The organism is Pseudonocardia thermophila (genome assembly GCF_900142365.1).
Lineage (GTDB): Bacteria > Actinomycetota > Actinomycetes > Mycobacteriales > Pseudonocardiaceae > Pseudonocardia > Pseudonocardia thermophila.
In genome coordinates this window covers 81732-97533 of record NZ_FRAP01000003.1, presented here as the reverse complement: position 1 = coordinate 97533, position 15802 = coordinate 81732, and the positions used below count along the sequence as shown (strand labels likewise).

The 15802-nt window shown below is 73.3% G+C and carries 13 protein-coding genes and 2 tRNA genes; 9 read left to right on the top strand and 6 right to left on the bottom strand.

The window, feature by feature from the left end; translation table 11 throughout:
* Positions 1 to 3: 3 nt before the first annotated feature.
* Entirely contained in the window at positions 4 to 654 is a 651-nt protein-coding gene (locus tag BUE41_RS04885; RefSeq protein WP_073455655.1) for a DUF2461 family protein, read from the bottom strand.
* A gap of 143 nt (positions 655 to 797) precedes the next feature.
* Here BUE41_RS04885 and BUE41_RS04880 point away from each other — a divergent pair, with 143 nt between their 5' ends.
* The 6 genes from BUE41_RS04880 to BUE41_RS04855 all read left to right on the top strand — a co-directional run bounded on the left by BUE41_RS04880 (position 798) and on the right by BUE41_RS04855 (position 7510).
* Positions 798 to 1547, top strand: coding sequence for a response regulator transcription factor (locus BUE41_RS04880; RefSeq protein WP_073455654.1), 750 nt, complete (start codon positions 798 to 800; stop codon positions 1545 to 1547).
* A 4-nt stretch (positions 1548 to 1551) separates the two neighbouring features.
* Positions 1552 to 2967 carry a sensor histidine kinase gene (locus tag BUE41_RS04875; protein WP_073455653.1) on the top strand — a complete coding sequence of 472 codons (1416 nt, stop codon included), beginning with the start codon at positions 1552 to 1554 and terminating at the stop codon, positions 2965 to 2967.
* Entirely contained in the window at positions 2964 to 3962 is a 999-nt protein-coding gene (locus BUE41_RS04870) for an ABC transporter substrate-binding protein (RefSeq protein WP_073455652.1), read from the top strand. The genes BUE41_RS04875 and BUE41_RS04870 overlap by 4 nt, the downstream gene beginning before the upstream one ends.
* Positions 3959 to 4822: an alpha/beta fold hydrolase gene (locus tag BUE41_RS04865; protein WP_073455651.1), complete on the top strand. Its 864-nt coding sequence runs from the start codon at positions 3959 to 3961 to the stop codon at positions 4820 to 4822. The genes BUE41_RS04870 and BUE41_RS04865 overlap by 4 nt, the downstream gene beginning before the upstream one ends.
* Positions 4823 to 4973: 151 nt before the next feature.
* Positions 4974 to 6620, top strand: coding sequence for an AMP-binding protein (locus BUE41_RS04860; protein WP_084754434.1), 1647 nt, complete (start codon positions 4974 to 4976; stop codon positions 6618 to 6620).
* A gap of 38 nt (positions 6621 to 6658) precedes the next feature.
* Entirely contained in the window at positions 6659 to 7510 is an 852-nt protein-coding gene (locus BUE41_RS04855) for a sucrase ferredoxin (RefSeq protein ID WP_073455650.1), read from the top strand.
* On the opposite strand, the gene BUE41_RS04850 is transcribed toward BUE41_RS04855, so the two are convergent.
* Together BUE41_RS04850 and BUE41_RS04845 are read right to left on the bottom strand one after the other, a co-directional pair.
* Positions 7511 to 8026, bottom strand: coding sequence for an ATP-binding cassette domain-containing protein (locus BUE41_RS04850; RefSeq protein ID WP_084754432.1), 516 nt, complete (start codon positions 8024 to 8026; stop codon positions 7511 to 7513). It lies immediately after the preceding gene.
* A gap of 183 nt (positions 8027 to 8209) precedes the next feature.
* Positions 8210 to 9745: a helicase HerA-like domain-containing protein gene (locus BUE41_RS04845; RefSeq protein WP_073455649.1), complete on the bottom strand. Its 1536-nt coding sequence runs from the start codon at positions 9743 to 9745 to the stop codon at positions 8210 to 8212.
* A gap of 81 nt (positions 9746 to 9826) precedes the next feature.
* On the opposite strand from BUE41_RS04845, the gene orn reads away from it, so the two are divergent.
* The 3 genes from orn (at position 9827) to BUE41_RS04830 (ending at position 10741) form a co-directional block, all read left to right on the top strand.
* Complete coding sequence (orn, locus tag BUE41_RS04840; protein WP_073455648.1) at positions 9827 to 10429, top strand: oligoribonuclease; 603 nt, start codon at positions 9827 to 9829, stop codon at positions 10427 to 10429.
* Positions 10430 to 10497: 68 nt separating this feature from the next.
* Positions 10498 to 10573 (top strand) — tRNA-His (locus BUE41_RS04835).
* Positions 10574 to 10665: 92 nt separating this feature from the next.
* A tRNA-Lys gene (locus tag BUE41_RS04830) sits at positions 10666 to 10741 on the top strand.
* 344 nt (positions 10742 to 11085) lie between these two features.
* Here the strand turns inward: BUE41_RS04830 and BUE41_RS31170 are convergent.
* The 3 genes from BUE41_RS31170 to BUE41_RS04815 all read right to left on the bottom strand — a co-directional run bounded on the left by BUE41_RS31170 (position 11086) and on the right by BUE41_RS04815 (position 15681).
* Positions 11086 to 11634, bottom strand: a complete 549-nt coding sequence (locus BUE41_RS31170) for a hypothetical protein (protein WP_200803763.1) — start codon at positions 11632 to 11634, stop codon at positions 11086 to 11088.
* 181 nt (positions 11635 to 11815) lie between these two features.
* The gene (locus tag BUE41_RS04820) at positions 11816 to 14980 is read right to left on the bottom strand and encodes a bifunctional cytochrome P450/NADPH--P450 reductase (protein WP_073455647.1); all 3165 of its coding nucleotides are present in this window, start codon (positions 14978 to 14980) and stop codon (positions 11816 to 11818) included.
* Complete coding sequence (locus BUE41_RS04815) at positions 14977 to 15681, bottom strand: hypothetical protein (RefSeq protein ID WP_073455646.1); 705 nt, start codon at positions 15679 to 15681, stop codon at positions 14977 to 14979. The genes BUE41_RS04820 and BUE41_RS04815 overlap by 4 nt, the downstream gene beginning before the upstream one ends.
* Between the last annotated feature and the right edge of the window lie 121 nt (positions 15682 to 15802).

Genomic DNA, 15802 nt, shown 5'->3' with positions numbered 1-15802 from the left:
CGGCTACCCATCGGCCGGGACCTCCGTGTCGAGCCACTCGACGACCGGGGTCGCCGCCCGCCACGCCCCGGCGACGCGGGCGAGCGGCTCGTGGGTGGACAGCCACGGCCCCGCCGGCCAGGCCGCACCGATCCGCAGCGCGCGGCGGGCCAGCAGTTGCGCGCGCGGGTGATCGCGCGGACAGCCGCGCGGCACCGCCGCCTGGGCGGGCGCCGGGTCCAGCCACAGCCCGGCCTCCTCCGCCCGGACCAGCGCGGCGACCAGCTGCTCCCCCGCCGGCCCGGCGACGGCCTCCCGATAGCGGCGCAGCGCAGCACCGGCGAAGGCGAACCGGCCGACCGTCACCGCCAGCCCCGCCGCCGAGAGCACGAACGACCGCTCGGTGCCGCCCGCGGTGCGGGCCACGCCGCCGGTGTCGGTGCGGTAGGGCGGCACGGTCGGGTGGAAGCGGCGGTTGCGGTGCGGCCGGAGCACCCGCACCGGCCCGAACTCGGCGGTCAGCGCCCCGGCCAGGGCGACCGTGGGCGGTCGTACGCCTGCGTCGTAGCGGTGCCGCTGGGCGGTCCAGAACTCGGCCGTGTTGTCGGCCGCGATCTCGCGCAGGAAGACGACGGCGTCGGTGGGCCAACCGGTGAACACGCTGGTGGTGGGCATCGAAACTCCTTCCGTGGACGGTCGGGGCTTTGACGGGGTCGAGGGCGCGACGGTTCCCGGTTGCTGAGGGGATCTCGGTCCGATCGGGCGCTTTCACAGCCGGCGCACAGGTTCCGCCCAGCCGGGCCACAGCGACCTGCGGGATGGTCTCGGCCGTGGTGGTGAGCGAGCAGGGCCCGTCGCTGCAGCGCGCCTCCGGCGGCGGCCCCGTGCGGGTGCTGGTGGTCGACGACGAGGCGACGCTGTCGGACCTCCTCGCGATGGCGCTGCGCTACGAGGGCTGGGAGGTGCGCACCGCGGGCGACGGGGCCTCGGCGGTGCGGATCGCGCGCGAGCTGCGCCCCGACGCCGTCGTCCTCGACGTGATGCTGCCCGACTTCGACGGGTTGGAGGTGCTGCGCCGGATGCGGGAGGACAGCCCGCACCTTCCGGTGCTGTTCCTCACCGCGAAGGACTCGGTCGAGGACCGGGTCGCGGGCCTGACGGCGGGCGGAGACGACTACGTCACCAAGCCGTTCAGCCTGGAGGAGCTGGTGGCGCGGCTGCGCGGGCTCATGCGCCGCTCGGGGATGGCGGCTGCGGCGCGGGCGAGCTCGGAGCTCGTCGTGGGCGATCTCGTGCTCGACGAGGACAGCCACGAGGTCCGCCGCGGCGACGACCTCATCGAGCTGACCGCCACGGAGTTCGAGCTGCTGCGCTTCCTGATGCGCAACCCGCGGCGGGTGCTGTCGAAGGCGCAGATCCTCGACCGGGTGTGGCACTACGACTTCGGCGGCCACTCCAACGTCGTCGAGCTCTACATCTCCTACCTGCGCAAGAAGATCGACGCGGGCCGGGAGCCGATGATCCACACGGTGCGCGGCGCGGGCTACGTGCTGAAGGCAGCGGGCTGACGGCATGAGGTTGTGGCCGCGGACGCTGACGGCGCGGCTGGTGGCGGTCGTGCTGCTGCTGCTCGCCGTCGCGGCCGCGGTCATCGCCGTGGCGACCACGCTGAACCTGCGCGGGTTCCTCGTCCAGCAGCTCGACGGGGACCTGCGGGCCGCGCAGCGGTTCGAGCTGCTGCCCCCGCCGCCGGGCGCTGAACCCGGTCCCCGGCTGACCGACACGCTCACCGCGCTGATCAGCGGCGGTCGGGTCGTCTGGGTGCGGGTGCAGGCCCGCGACGGCACGGCCGACCCGCTGGACCCGGCCATCGCGGACACGCTGCTGACCCTCACTCCCGGCGACCCGCCGCGCAGCGTCGACCTCGGCATCACCGGCGTCTACCGGGTGGTGGCGACCCAGGCCGGGGACGGCGTCCGGGTGGTCGGGTTGTCGGAGGCGCGGGTGCAGGCGACCGTGGCCCAGCTGGTCCGCGATGAGCTGACGGTCTCGGCGTTCGTGCTGCTCGGCGCGGGCGCACTGGGGTTGGTGCTGGTGCGCCGCGAGCTGCGGCCGCTGCAGCGGGTGGCGGCCACGGCCGCCCGGGTGAGCGCACTGCCGCTGGACCGCGGCGAGGTGGAACTGGCGGAGCGGGTGCCGGTGACCGATCCCGCGACCGAGGTCGGCAAGGTCGGGACCGCACTGAACCGGATGCTCGACCACGTCGGCTCGGCGCTGGAGTCGCGGCAGCAGAGCGAGACCCGGCTGCGGCAGTTCATCGCCGACGCCAGCCACGAACTGCGGACTCCGCTCGCGGCGATCCGCGGCTACGCCGAGCTGACCCGCCGAGCCCGGCTCAGCCCGGACGCGGCGTACTCGGTGAGCCGGATCTCCTCGCAGACCGAGCGGATGACCACCCTCGTCGAGGACCTGCTGCTGCTCGCCCGGCTCGACTCGGGCCGGCCGCTGGAGCGAGCGCCGGTCGACCTGACCCGGCTGGTCCTCGACACCGTCGACGACGCGCACGCGGCCGGGCCCCACCACCGCTGGCAGCTCGATCTGCCCGAGGAGCCGGTCGTCGTGACCGGCGATGCCTCCCGGCTCACCCAGGTGCTGGTGAACCTGCTGGCCAACGCCCGCACCCACACCCCGCCGGGCACGGCGGTCACCGTTGCGCTGGCCGCGACCGAGGACGAGGTGCACGTGTCCGTCCTCGACGAGGGGCCGGGGATCCCGCCGGAGCTGCAACCGCACGTGTTCGAGCGGTTCGCGCGCGGCTCGCAGTCGCGCTCGCGCGAGCACGGCAGCACCGGGCTCGGGCTCGCGATCGTCCGCGCGGTCGTGGCCGCGCACGCCGGCCGGGTGGAGCTCTCCAGCCGGCCGGGGCGCACCGAGTTCCGGGTGACCCTCCCCCGGCGAACTGAGGACAGGCTAAGTTCACTCACATGATGTGGCGTCGTGGAACGCTGGCTCCCCTCCTCGTCGCGCTGACCGCGCTGCTGGTCGCGTGCTCGTCGCCCGCCGCACCTGCCCCGCCGGCAGCGGCCGACGACGGGTTCCCGGTGACGATCACCCATGCGTACGGCGAGACAGTGGTGCCCGCCCGGCCGCAGCGGGTCGTCGCGCTCGGCTACGGCGACATCGCGATCGCCCACGCCGTCGGCGCGCCGCTCGTCGGGGCGCTGCAGAACAACACGGGTGACCCGAACCTCCCGTACGTCCAGCCGCCGCTGCCCGCAGACGTGCTGGGCATCGAGTTCGCCGACACCGTGAACCTGGAGGAGGTGGCGAGCTACCGGCCGGACCTGATCCTCGGCGTGACCTCCCCGGTCATCCTCGACCAGCAGACCTACGAGCAGCTCTCCGCCATCGCACCCACCGTCGTGTACGCAGAGGAGCTGTTCGGCGCGTCGATGCAGGACGACGCCCGCCAGATCGGCCGGGCGCTCGGCGCCGAGGAGCAGGTGGAGGAGCTGATCACCGCGGCCGAGTCGCGCATCGCGCAGGTGCGCGGCGAGCTGCCCGGGCTGGAGGGCAAGACGTACCTGTTCGGCCAGGCCCGCGGCGAGGTGCTGCCGATGGTGGTCGGCGAGCAGAACCTGTCGACGGTGTTCATGCGCTCGCTGGGGCTGCGGGTGCCGGACGAGTTCGCGAACGCCCCGGCCAACTCCGTGCTGGCGCCCGGCACCGTCGGCGTCAGCTACGAGCAGGTCGGGATGCTGGACGGGGCCGACGCACTGTTCATGACCTTCGCCGGCCCAGGAGACCGCGAGCAGTTCGAGGGCAACGCGCTGGTCCAGCAGCTGCGCCCGGTCCGCGAGGGCACCTACCTGCCACTGACGCTCGACCAGGCGGTGGCGCTGCAGGCGCCGAACGTCGTGAACGTCGACTGGCTCCTGGAGCAGCTGCGACCGACGCTGGAGAAGGTCGCCGCCGAGCGATGAGCCACCTGCAGGGCGAGCCGGAGTGGATCACCACCGCGGACGGTCGTCAGCTCTACACGATGGTCCTGCCCGGGCCCGGCGAGGACGCGCCGACGGTCGTGTTCGAGGCCGGGTCCGGCAGCTCCCGCTCCTACTGGGCGCTGGTGCAGCCCGCGGTCGGGCAGCGCACCCGCGCGATCGTCTACGACCGGTCCGGGCTGGGACGCAGCGCGCCCGACCCGGTCTCCCGGACCCTCTCCCGCATGGCCGACGATCTCAGCACCGTCCTCGACCACGCGGGCCCCGGACCGTTCGTGCTGGTCGGGCACAGCGCGGGCGGTCCGGTGGTCCGGCTGGCGGCCGCGCGGGCGCCGGAGCGGATCGCCGGGCTCGTGCTCGTCGACCCGACTGACGAGGCCGCGCCCACGCTGTTCTCCCCCGCGTTCCGGCGGGCCGAGCGGACCGGGCTGCGCGTGCAGCTGCTGCTCGCCCGCGCCGGGCTGCTGCAGCACGCCCACCGATCGCTGCGCAAGCAGCTGCCCGCCGACGCCCGTCGCGACATCGACGCCGAGGGCTTCACCCCGGGCGCCGTGCGCACGATGCAGGAGCAGGCGAAGACCTTCCTCGACGAGCTGGCCGCGTTCCGCGAGCACCCGCCGGAGCTGGGCGGCATCCCGGTGACCGTCATCTCCGGGGCGCGGGCGGGGACCATGCCGCGGACGTTCCGCAGGGAGTTCACCGCCGCGCACGCGGAGCGGGCTCGGCGGTCGGTGCGCGGGCGGCACGTCGTCGCCCCGTACTCGGCGCACGACGTACCGATCACCGAGCCGCACGTGGTGATCGGGGAGATCCTGCGGCTCTGCGGATTGTCGTCAGGCTGACCCGATGTGACGGTCTCTGCATCGAGAACGAAGGCGTGGCGACTTCGAATCGATTCAGTTCGCCACAAGTTCGTCCTCGACGCGCCCAGGTCCGGCCTCCACGGGTGCTTCCCGACGTGTGCGCGCCCCCGACCAGGGGCAGGATGGCGCCGTGGCCGATTCGCTCCTGGGCGCGGTGGGCACCGTCGTCGAGAAGACCGCCGTCTCCGCGCGGGCCCTGGTGGAGCTGGTCCGCTCCGGCGTGATCCGCCCGATCCGCCCGGACCGCCTCCCCGGCATCGGCGCGGGCCTGCTGCGCTACGGCCTCACCCTCCCCGCCGGGTACGCGGCCGGCGCGGCTCGCCACCCCGACCGCACCGCGATCGTCGACGACGCCGGCTGGGTCAGCTACGCCGAGGTGGACCGGCGCACCGACCGGCTGGCCCGAGCACTGGCGGATCTCGGGATCACCGCGGGTGACCGGGTCGGGGTGCTGTGCCGCAACCACCGCGGCGCGATCGAGGCGCAGGTGGCGATCGCCAAGATCGGCGCCGACGTCGTGCTGCTCAACACCGGCCTCCCAGCCGCCCAGATCGCCACCGTGGCTGCGGAGCAGCGGATGCGGATGGTGATCGCCGACGCCGAGTTCACCGACCGGCTCACCGCCCTCCCCGACGACGCGATCGTGGTCGCCTGGCACGACGGACCGGCCGGGCACCCGACGCTGGACGAGCTGATCGCCCGCGACGGCCGAGGCGGCCCACCGCTCTTCCCCGGCGAGAGCCGCACGATCGTGCTGACCTCCGGCACCACCGGCCCGCCGAAGGGCGCCCGCCGGCCCCGGCCCAGCGGGCTCGCCCCGATCGCGGCCGTTCTCTCGGCCATCCCGCTCAAGGAAGGCGCGCCCGCCTACATCGCGGCCCCGCTGCTGCACACCTGGGGCAACGCCGCGCTGCTGCTGGCCGTCCTGCACGGCGCTCCGGTCGTGCTGACCCGGAGGTTCGACGCCGATTCCGCATTGGAGCTGGTCGAGGAGCAGCGCTGCGACGCGGTGTTCGCCGTGCCGGTGATGCTGCAGCGCTGGCTCGACCTGCCGCTCGACCGGCTCGGCTCCGCCTGGCGGGAGCACCGCCCGCGCATCGTCGCGGTCAGCGGATCAGCACTGCCCGCAGCGGTCGCCACCGCGTTCATGGACCGCTTCGGCGACGTCCTCTACAACCTCTACGGCTCGACCGAGGTGTCCTGGGTGTCGATCGCCGGTCCCGCCGACCTGCGCGCCGCCCCGGGCACCGCGGGTCGCGCCCCCGTCGGCACCCGCCTGGTGATCCTCGACGAACACGACCGGCCGGTACCCCCGGGCGTGGAGGGCAGGGTGTTCGTCGCCAACGACATGCCGTTCGAGGGCTACACCCGCGAGAGCGTCGACGTCGAGCGGTACGGGGACCTGCTCGGCACCGGCGACGTCGGCCGGCTCGACGAGGAGGGGAGGCTGCACCTCACCGGCCGGGCCGACGACATGATCGTCAGCGGCGGGGAGAACGTGCACCCCGGGCCGGTGGAGGAGCTGCTGCTGGCCCGCCCCGAGGTGCGCGAGGCCGCCGTCGTCGGGGTCGCGGACGAGGCGTTCGGGCAGGCGCTGGCCGCGTACGTCGTGCTGGCCGACGGCGCTGCGGTCACGAGCGACGACGTCCGCAGCTGGGTGCGCGCGGAGCTGTCCCGGTTCGCGGTCCCCCGGGACGTGCACTTCGTGACCGAGCTGCCGCGCAACGCGACGGGCAAGGTCGTGAAGCCGGATCTGACCGGAAGAAGTGAGTCATGACCCCTTCGCGTTAAGTAAGGCTAGGCTAGACTCACGGAATGGCGGATCTCACCTCCCGGTGCGCGATCCTCGCGCGCTCGGAGCCGGTCGCGGGCACCGCGCCCGTCGCCTCGGGCTGGGTCTGCGTCGAGCAGCGCGGCGCGTGGCCGCGCAGCGTCGACGACCACCCCGATCCGAAGATCCGCGCCCTGCACGCGCGCGCGGCGGAGGCCGGCTGGAAACTGCTGCTCATCCGCCGCCCCGGGCGCACCGAGCCCGGCCCGACCCGGGTGCTGCTGGCCGACACCTCCCCGGCCGCCCCGCGGCTGACCACGCTCACCATCGACGGCCCGGACGGGCTCGCCGCGATCGTCCCCGGCCGGACCGTCGGCGACGACTACCCCGGCGGCGTGCTGCTCGTCTGCACCCACGGCCGCCGCGACCGCTGCTGCGCGCTCGACGGACGCGCGCTCGCCGCGGCCGTCCGCAGCATCGGCGAGCCCGACGTGTGGGAGTGCAGCCACCTCGGCGGGCACCGGTTCGCCCCCACCGCGCTCGTCCTGCCCACCGGTTACCTCTACGGACGCATCGACGTGGCGGGCGCCGTGGCCGCCGGCAAGGCCGCCGGGCTCGGCGAGGTGGAGCTCGGCCGCTGCCGCGGCCGCTCGGCATGGTCGCCCGCCGGCCAGGTCGCGGAGCTGGCCGTGCGGGAGCTGACCGGGCTGCGCGACGCCGCAGCGCTCACCGTCGCCCCCGGTGACGGCCCCGAGGTCCTCGTCACCGCCGGCGACGGCACCCGCTGGTCGGTCCCGGTGCGCAGGACGACCGGACCGGCCCGGCCCGCGTCGTGCGGAACTGACCCGACCCCGGTGACGAGCTGGCACGCCGGGACACCCGTTCGGCTCCACTGATCACGCCGGTCCGCGCACCGCCGCCAGCACCTCCGGCCCCCCGCCGCTCCAACCGGCGGGCCGCGCTGCGGCTCCACCACCACGCCGCGCCGATCCCGCTCGCGATCCCGACCGGGGCCGCGACCCACGTCGCCGCGGGCACCAGCCCGGCCACCAACGCGCCTCGGCACCGGTCAGGTCGAGCACTCCCAGCAGCTCGTCGGCGCGCTGCGCGGCGGTCGCGCGGTCCAGGCCGCGCAGGCGCGCCGAGTAGGTCAGCAGCTCACGCCCGGTCAGCCGCTCGGGCAGCGCCGGCCCGTCGGGCAGCACCCCGGTGATCGCCTTCGCCCGCACCGGGTCGGTCCACACGTCGTGCCCGAAGATCCGGGCGGTGCCCGCGTCGGGGCGCAGGAGCCCGACCGCCATCGAGAGCGCCGTGGTCTCGCCGGCGCCGATCGGCCCCACCAGCCCGAAGAACGAGCCGCTCGGCACCGCGAACGACAGCGCGCCGCGACCGCGATCGTCCCGCCGAACCACTTGCTCATCCGTCGCGGGCCAGTGCTGTGCCCACCCCCGATCACCGTCCCCTCCCCCGGGGCACCCCGCGGTACCCGCCGAGGCGTCGAGGGTCGGGCAGGTGCCGGGCACCGCACGATCGACGGGACGGTCAGGTCGTCGGTCGCGCCGGGGGAGGGCTTCCTCACCGTTCCGGCACAGGGGTCAGCGCCTGCGGGTGCCGAACAGCCCGCGGGTGATCTCCCGGCCCAGCGCGCTCGCGGCCGAGCGCAGGAACGACTTCACCACCGGCGAGCCCAGCACCTCGGCGATGACGTTCGGCTCCGGCTTCTCCTGCCGCGGCGCGGGCGGGGGCGGCGGCGCGTCGACGGGCGCCGGCGCCGGGGGCGGGGCCTCGGCGATCTTCGCGGTGAGCTTCTCGTAGGCCGACTCGCGGTCGATCGTCTGGCCGTACTTCGCGTAGAGCGGGGACGCCTTCGCCGCCGCGGAGACCTCCTCGGGCGGGATCGCCGCCATCAGCGAGCGGGGCGCGCGCATCCGCGCCCACGCGACCGGGGTGGGTGCGCCGCGCTCGGACAGCACGGTGACGATCGCCTCACCGGTGCCGAGCGTGGTGAGCGCCTCCTCCAGGTCGTAGTGCTTGGTGGTCGGGTAGGTCTTGACGGTCTTGGCCAGCGCCGCCTGGTCCTCGGGCGTGAAGGCGCGCAGGGCGTGCTGGATGCGGGCACCCAGCTGGGACAGCACCGAGTTGGGGATGTCGGTGGGCAGCTGGGTGCAGAAGAACACCCCGACGCCCTTCGAACGGATCAGCTTCACCGTCTGCTCGATGCGCTCCCGGAACGCCTTCGAGGCGCCGTTGAACAGCAGGTGCGCCTCGTCGAAGAAGAAGACCAGCTTGGGCTTGTCGAGGTCACCCGCCTCCGGGAGCGTCTCGTACAGCTCGGCGAGCAGCCACATGAGGAAGGTCGAGAACAGCCGCGGGTTGCCCGCCTGGTCGGCCAGCTCCAGCAGCGAGATGACGCCCTTGCCGTCGACCACCCGCATCAGGTCGGCCGGGTCGAACTCCGGCTCGCCGAAGAAGTCCTCGCCGCCCGCGGCCTCGAGGTTCACCAGCGCCCGCAGGATCACCCCCGCGGTGGCCGCGGAGACCCCGCCGATGCCCTTCAGATCGGCCTTGCCCTCGTCGCTGAGCAGGTGCTGGATGACCGCGCGCAGGTCCTTCGTGTCGAGCAGCGGCAGGCCCTGCTTGTCGGCCCAGTGGAAGATCAGCCCGAGCGTCGACTCCTGGGTGTCGTTGAGGTCCAGCACCTTCGACAGCAGGATCGGCCCGAACTGGGTGAGCGTCGCCCGGATCGGGATCGCGCTGCTCGAGCCGCCCAGCGTCAAGAACTCCACGGGGTACCCGGTGGGCTGCCAGTCGTCGCCGGTGTCGGCGGCCCGCGCCTGGATCTTCGGCCCGGGCTCCCCCGGCCGCGCCATACCGGACAGGTCGCTCTTCACGTCCGCGAGCAGCACCGGGACCCCGGCGTCCGACAGCTGCTCGGCGAGCCCCTGCAGCGTCTTCGTCTTGCCGGTACCGGTGGCACCGGCCACCAGCCCGTGCCGGTTCAGCGTCGCGAACGGGATGCGCACCCTCGCGGTGGGATCGACGGTGCCGTCGATCACGACCGTGCCGAGCTCGAGCGCCTCCCCCTCGGTCGCGTAGCCGGCGGCGATCTCCTGGGCAGCGGTGTTCCCCACGGCGCCGCAGCGTAGCGCCACACCCCCTCCGGCGTGCCGCAACCCGCCCGACCAGCGGGTCTGGGGCTACTGTGGGCCGTTGTGAACGACCGCATCGTGTGGATCGACTGCGAGATGACCGGGCTCGACCTGACCAAGGACGCGCTCGTCGAGATCGCGGTGCTCGTGACCGACGGCGACCTGAAGGTCCTGGGCGACGGCGTCGACGTGGTGATCCACGCGCCGGACGAGGTGCTCGCCGGGATGCCCGACGTGGTCCGGGAGATGCACGAGAAGTCCGGCCTGACCGAGGCCGTGCGCGCCTCCACCATCGACCTGGCCACCGCCCAGCAGATGGTGATGAGCTACGTGCGCAAGTGGGTGCCGGAGCCGAAGATCGCCCCGCTCGCCGGGAACTCGATCGCGACCGACCGCGGCTTCATCGCCCGCGACATGCCGGAGCTGGACAACCACCTGCACTACCGGATGATCGACGTCAGCTCGGTGAAGGAGCTGTGCCGACGCTGGTTCCCGCGCGTGTTCTACGCCAAGCCGGAGAAGGGCCTCGCCCACCGCGCCCTCGCCGACATCGAGGAGTCCATCCGCGAGCTCGCCTACTACCGCGCCACCCTGTTCGTTCCCCCGCCCGGCCCCACGTCCGAGGAGGCCCAGGCGGTGGCCGCACGCCTGATGCAGCAGCAGTGACCACCCGTCGTCCGACCGCGCGACGCGGCACGCTAAGCTAGACGGGCGCCCGGTGCTCCGGGGGCATGGTGGGTGTAGCTCAGCTGGTAGAGCACCTGGTTGTGGTCCAGGGAGTCGCGGGTTCAAGTCCCGTCACTCACCCCATGTCGCGGCTGACCCCCGCTGCACGGGCCGGAAACAGCGTCTGTTAACGTTGTTCCAGCGCCCAGGCAGTTGGGGGCGCAACGACAGAAGAAGCGCCGTTAGCTCAATTGGCAGAGCAGCTGACTCTTAATCAGCGGGTTCGGGGTTCGAGTCCCTGACGGCGCACCATATCCACAGGCCGGAGCTTTGTCGCTACTGGCCTGTTGTTCGTTTCGGGAGTTCCACTCGTCCACTCCACGCCAAGTCTCCTGGAGCGTGCGCCACGGCTCGGTGCCGTTGCCTCACCATCTCGACGAACGCGATGGGCCGCTGAGTGGCTCCGGCGCGTGCATGACCACGACGGCGTCACCGGCGGTTTCTCGATCGGGCCGAAATGCTGAGACCGGACTCACGTGTCCGCGACGCGGCCGAGCTCTGGTCGCCACGATCAGGGCGCGCCGAAGGGTCTCCGCGCTCGGCCCACAGCAGATGGGTGACCCCGATCGTCCCGCCCTGCCTGGGTGAGCTTCGTCTCAGATGGCCACATGACCCGGGGGTGTGGCGTCCTCGCCGACGGTGACGGCCCGGGTCTCGAGGTCGGGGTGCTGCACCAACGCTTCGATCAGCGTCGCGGATCCGCCGACGCACCGCCAATCGTCGTCCCACAGCGTGGAGACCAACCACGAACGATCGACGGGGAACAGCAGTTCGGGCAGCGCGCCGTGCCACGGTGTCGCGTCGGCGTCGCGGCGCCAGGTGAGGGCTTCTTCAGGGCCGGCTTCGAGTAGGACGTAGGGCCATCCCGCGTAGACGGTGACCCGCGGGGCATCGGGACGCACGACATCCGCGGCGCCGGTGTCGAGGTAGCCCAGCCACCACGGCTGCGCAGCCGTGTTCGCCGAGATGACCTCGATCAGCGCCTCGTCGGCCCGTCTCCGCACCGTCTCGTCGTCGGGGATGACGACCGTCGCGTAGCGAGCGAAGAGCGGTGGGATCGCCGACGTGATCGTCACGCCGACGCTGGTCGCAGCCGTGATCCACGCGATCTCGTCGCGACCCCCGATCCGCGGTGTTCGTGGCACCGGCCCATTCTGGAGCGGCCCGGTCTGCACCGGCGAGACCCGGACCGCACGGAAGCACACGCACGACCGCCTCGCGCCTGAGGGACGACGCGCCTGGCCCGTTGGCCGTTTCGGTGGCTTCGTTGCGGCGCTCACTGGTCGAGCATCACGGCGCGATCAGCCTTCTGCGCGGTGACGGCGGTCATCCGCCCCAGATGTCCTCCAGGAAGCGGTCCGAGCCGCGCAGCCCCGCGAGCCACGCGTCCGCATCGGCTTGCCCCGTGCCGGTCCGGTCGCGGAAGACGTCCGTCAGCGCGGCGCGCACGCCGGGGGCCATCGTCGCGGCGTTGCCGCACACGAAGACCGGGGCGCCCTGCTGCAAGAGCCCCCACACCGTTTCCGCGCGGTCGCGGATCGCGTCCTGGACGTAACGCCGCCGGTCACCGGCCCGGGAGTACGCGTACTCCACGTCGACGATGTCGGACCAGCTCTCCAGCTCGTCCCCGTACAGCTGGTCGATGGCCGGGCCGCGGCAGCCCGCGAACAGCAGCGAGCGGGAGACGGGTGCGCCCTGCGCCCGCTGCGCCGCGCGTTCCTGCAGGAACCCGCGGAACGGGGCGAGCCCGGTGCCGGCCCCGATCATGATCATCGGGATGTGCGGGTTCTCCGGCGGCCGGAACGGGATCGACGGCTCGCGGACGAACACGAACGCCGTGCCCAGCTCAGGCAGGGCAGCGAGGTGGCCGGAGCAGACCCCGGTGAAGGTCCCCACGCCCGATCGCGCCGGTGCGCGCAGCACCCCGGCCGTGATCGTGCAGGTGCCGGCGTCGACCAGCGGCGAGGACGAGATCGAGTAGTACCGCGGCCGCAGCGGCGGCAGCATGTCGAGGAACTCGGCGAACGGGAGCGCGCAGGTCGGGAACTCCTCGAGCAGGTCGAGCACTGAGCGGTTCGGCTCGCCGACGTGCACGGCGTAGTCGTCGCCGGCCAGCGCCTCCAGCTCGGGCCGCACGTCGGGCGGGGCGTACCGCGCCAGCGCCTCGATGTCGGACCGGGTCGCCGTGTCCTGCAGTTCGACGCAGCTGCCCAGCACTCCCAACAGCGGCGCGGGCTCGTCGACGGGCAGATGGGTGAACACCCCGCCGTTCGGGATGATCGTCGCGTACTGGCCGGCATCGAGGCCGAAGCGCACGATGACCCGGCGGATCATGTCGATGCCGTTGCGCGGCAGAACGCCGAGGTGGTCGCCTGCGCGGTAGGTGAGGTCCTCGGGCAGCTCGATCGTCAGGTGGCGCACGGAGCGCTCCGGCGGCTTGCCGTTCTGGCTCGGCATCAGCTCGACGTTGGACCGGATGCGGGCCGGGCGGGCCCGGTAGGAGAGGACGACCGGGTTCGTGGTCTGCCGGTTGGCCAGCGTCACCGCGAGCCGCGGGCCGGTGTCGATCCGCTCTCCCACCTCCGCGGGCAGCTCGAGCGCCGCGGCGAGCGAGGCCCAGAGCCCCTCGCGCCAGGCGCGGTAGGCGGCGTCGGTGTCCCCGCGAGCGTCGGCCGCACCGCGCGGGTGCACCCGCCGGCCCCCGGTCGCCTCCAGCCGCTCGTCGAGCAGGATCGGTACGGCCTGGTACGTCGACGCCCACTCCGTGCTGCCGCAGCCGAACACGGTGTACGCCGTGCCCGGCACGGCCGGGTCGCCGCAGATCCACCGGCAGAACCCGGCCGCGTTGTCGGGCGGGGTGCCGTTGTACGAGGAGCTGACGACGATCGCGGCCCCGCCCTCGGGCAGGTCGCCGACGTGGTCGTCGAGCGCGCCGAGGGTCACGGCGAACCCGCGGTCGCCTCCCTCCGCGGCCAACGTCGTGGCGATCGCCTCGGCGGTGCCGAGGTTGGACCCGAACAGGACAGCGAGGGGCGTGCCGTGCCGGGCGACCTCCGGTGTCGGCGCCGGTGCACTCGCCGCTGCAGGTGCCGGGACTTCGGCCCGGCGGAGCGTGCGCCCGCGCGGCCGGACCTGGATGTGGAAGTCCTCCGGCTTGACGGTGAGCGTCATCTTCGTGCGCAGCTGGTAGTCGCGGCTGTCGATCAGCTCGAACCGCTGCAGCAGCGTGGCCAGCACCAGCACCGCCTCCTGCAGCGCGAACTGGCGCCCGATGCAGGCCCGCTGCCCGGTGCCGAACGGCTTGTACGCGTGGGGCGGGAGCGCGGCGATCCGCTCCGCTGCCATGTGGTCGGGATCGAAGCGGTCGGCGTCGGGCCCCCAGGCGGCCGGGTCGCGGTGCAGAGCGGGGATCAGCACGCTGACCGGCGTGCCGGCGGGTACCCGGTACCCGCCGAGCACGGTGTCGGCCAGCGGATGGCGGGTGAACGCCGGCGCGGTCGGCCACAGCCGCAGCGACTCGTCGAGCACCTGGCGCACGTACGTCATCCGCTGGATCTGCTCGAACGTCGGCTCGGCGCGGTCGCCGAGCACCTCGTCGACCTCCGCCTTCGCCCGCTCGGTCGCCGCGGGCTCCTTGAGCAGGTAGTTGATCGCGAACGACAGCAGGCCCGACGTCGTCTCGTGCCCGGCGATCAGGAACGTGATGCACTGTGCGCGGATGTTGTCGTCCGGCAGCCGCTCACCGGTCCGCGAGTCGACCCCGGTGAGCATCCGGCCCAGCAGATCGGACGTGTCGGCGGTGTCACCCTGTGCCCTGCGCTCCGCGATCAGCCCGTCGACCAGGCCGTTCATGAACGCCAGGTCTTCCTCGGCCTGCCGCTGCGCGCGGATCCGCAACCGCGCCGCGATCTTCGGCTGGCGCGCCCGGGTCTGCGCCTCCAGCAGGGTCCGCACCATCGCGTCGACGAACGGGTGCGGTGTCTCGCGGTAGAACGAGTTGAACCGGTAGCCGAAGCCGCACAGCGCGATCGTGTCGAGGGTCAGCCGGGTCATGTCGGCCGGGACGTCGACCTCCTCACCGGGGTTGACGCGCTCCCACTTGGTGGCGAGCTGCTCGGCCAGATCGATCATCTTGGGCAGGTAGTCGCGCATCGAGGGCAGGCTGAACGGCGACATGAGGATGTTGTGGGCGCGCGCCCACAGCGGGTCACCCGTCTCCGCGGTGAACAGCCCGGCACCGCTGCCGCCGATGTTGGACAGGCCACCGCCGACGTGCTTGTCCCAGCGCTCGTCGTCGCACACCTCGGCGACGAGCTCCGCGCTCGAGACGATCAGCCTCGACCCCTGCGGCAGCGACAACCGGTAGACGGGGCCGTACTGCTCGGCCAGCTGGACGAGGCCGCCGATCGGGTCCTGGGTGTCGACGTCGAAGACGTTGCCGAGGACCGGCAACCCGCGCGGGCCGGGGACGTCGTCGAGCGCGAGCGTCATGGTGCCCCTCCTGGGCCGTGGTCCGGGCGGGCCGGTCGGCGCACCAGCAGCAGGACGCTCCCCAGGAGCACCCAGGCGGGGAACACCAGCAGGACCGCTGGAAGGAAGGTGGTGCTGACCAGCAGGAAGAACGCGACGAGGTAGCTGACGGCGGCCAGTGGTCGCCCCAGCACGCCCGCGCCGCGGGCCAGCCCCGTGGTCGTGATGATGTACATGCCGGCGGCCCGCACCGCGTAGACGAAGACCATCGTGTAGCCGACGGCGGCGAGCGCGCGGGCGGTGTCGGGCGTCGGCGGCGGCGCGCCGGAGAACCGGCTCAGCAGCGCGACACCGCCGGCGGCCGCGGTGCCCGCGAAGAGCAGCGCCACGAACAGCACGCCGGAGGCGAGGTGCAGCCAGGCCGGGATCGCCGTCGTCGGTGCCAGCGCCTGCAGGTAGGTCCGGGTGGCGATCATGTGCCACAGACAGGCGATGCCGGCGAACGGCACGATGTACAGGCCGACCGCGACGAGCAGGCTCTGCGCGCCGGAGGCGTAGAACGCGGTGTAGGCCGCGTCCGGGTCGTCGAGCCCGGGCCCCTGCTGGACGAGCACGAGCGCCGCGGTGAACAACAGCGCGAAGAGCACGCCGGAAGCACCGGCAGCGCGCGCGAGAGCGGACACCGGCGTGTCGAGATCTGGCCGTTCCGTGGAGACCGCCATGGCCGCTCCTGCACGCCCGAAGTGAGCGTCCCTTGGTAGACCCGCTGGGGAGGCCGGTCAAGGAACCCGCTCGGAGTTGGGCCGCATGCGGTCCGACCCGCCGCCGCCCGGCTCAACCGCC

What these genes read in the sequence shown, in the direction of transcription:
- BUE41_RS04885 (WP_073455655.1), bottom strand. Translation starts at nt 654, where the DNA reads ATGCCCACCACCAGCGTGTTCACCGGTTGGCCCACCGACGCCGTCGTC.
- BUE41_RS04880 (WP_073455654.1), top strand. Translation starts at nt 798, where the DNA reads ATGGTCTCGGCCGTGGTGGTGAGCGAGCAGGGCCCGTCGCTGCAGCGC.
- BUE41_RS04875 (WP_073455653.1), top strand. Translation starts at nt 1,552, where the DNA reads ATGAGGTTGTGGCCGCGGACGCTGACGGCGCGGCTGGTGGCGGTCGTG.
- BUE41_RS04870 (WP_073455652.1), top strand. Translation starts at nt 2,964, where the DNA reads ATGATGTGGCGTCGTGGAACGCTGGCTCCCCTCCTCGTCGCGCTGACC.
- BUE41_RS04865 (WP_073455651.1), top strand. Translation starts at nt 3,959, where the DNA reads ATGAGCCACCTGCAGGGCGAGCCGGAGTGGATCACCACCGCGGACGGT.
- BUE41_RS04855 (WP_073455650.1), top strand. Translation starts at nt 6,659, where the DNA reads ATGGCGGATCTCACCTCCCGGTGCGCGATCCTCGCGCGCTCGGAGCCG.
- BUE41_RS04820 (WP_073455647.1), bottom strand. Translation starts at nt 14,980, where the DNA reads ATGACGCTCGCGCTCGACGACGTCCCCGGCCCGCGCGGGTTGCCGGTC.
- BUE41_RS04815 (WP_073455646.1), bottom strand. Translation starts at nt 15,681, where the DNA reads ATGGCGGTCTCCACGGAACGGCCAGATCTCGACACGCCGGTGTCCGCT.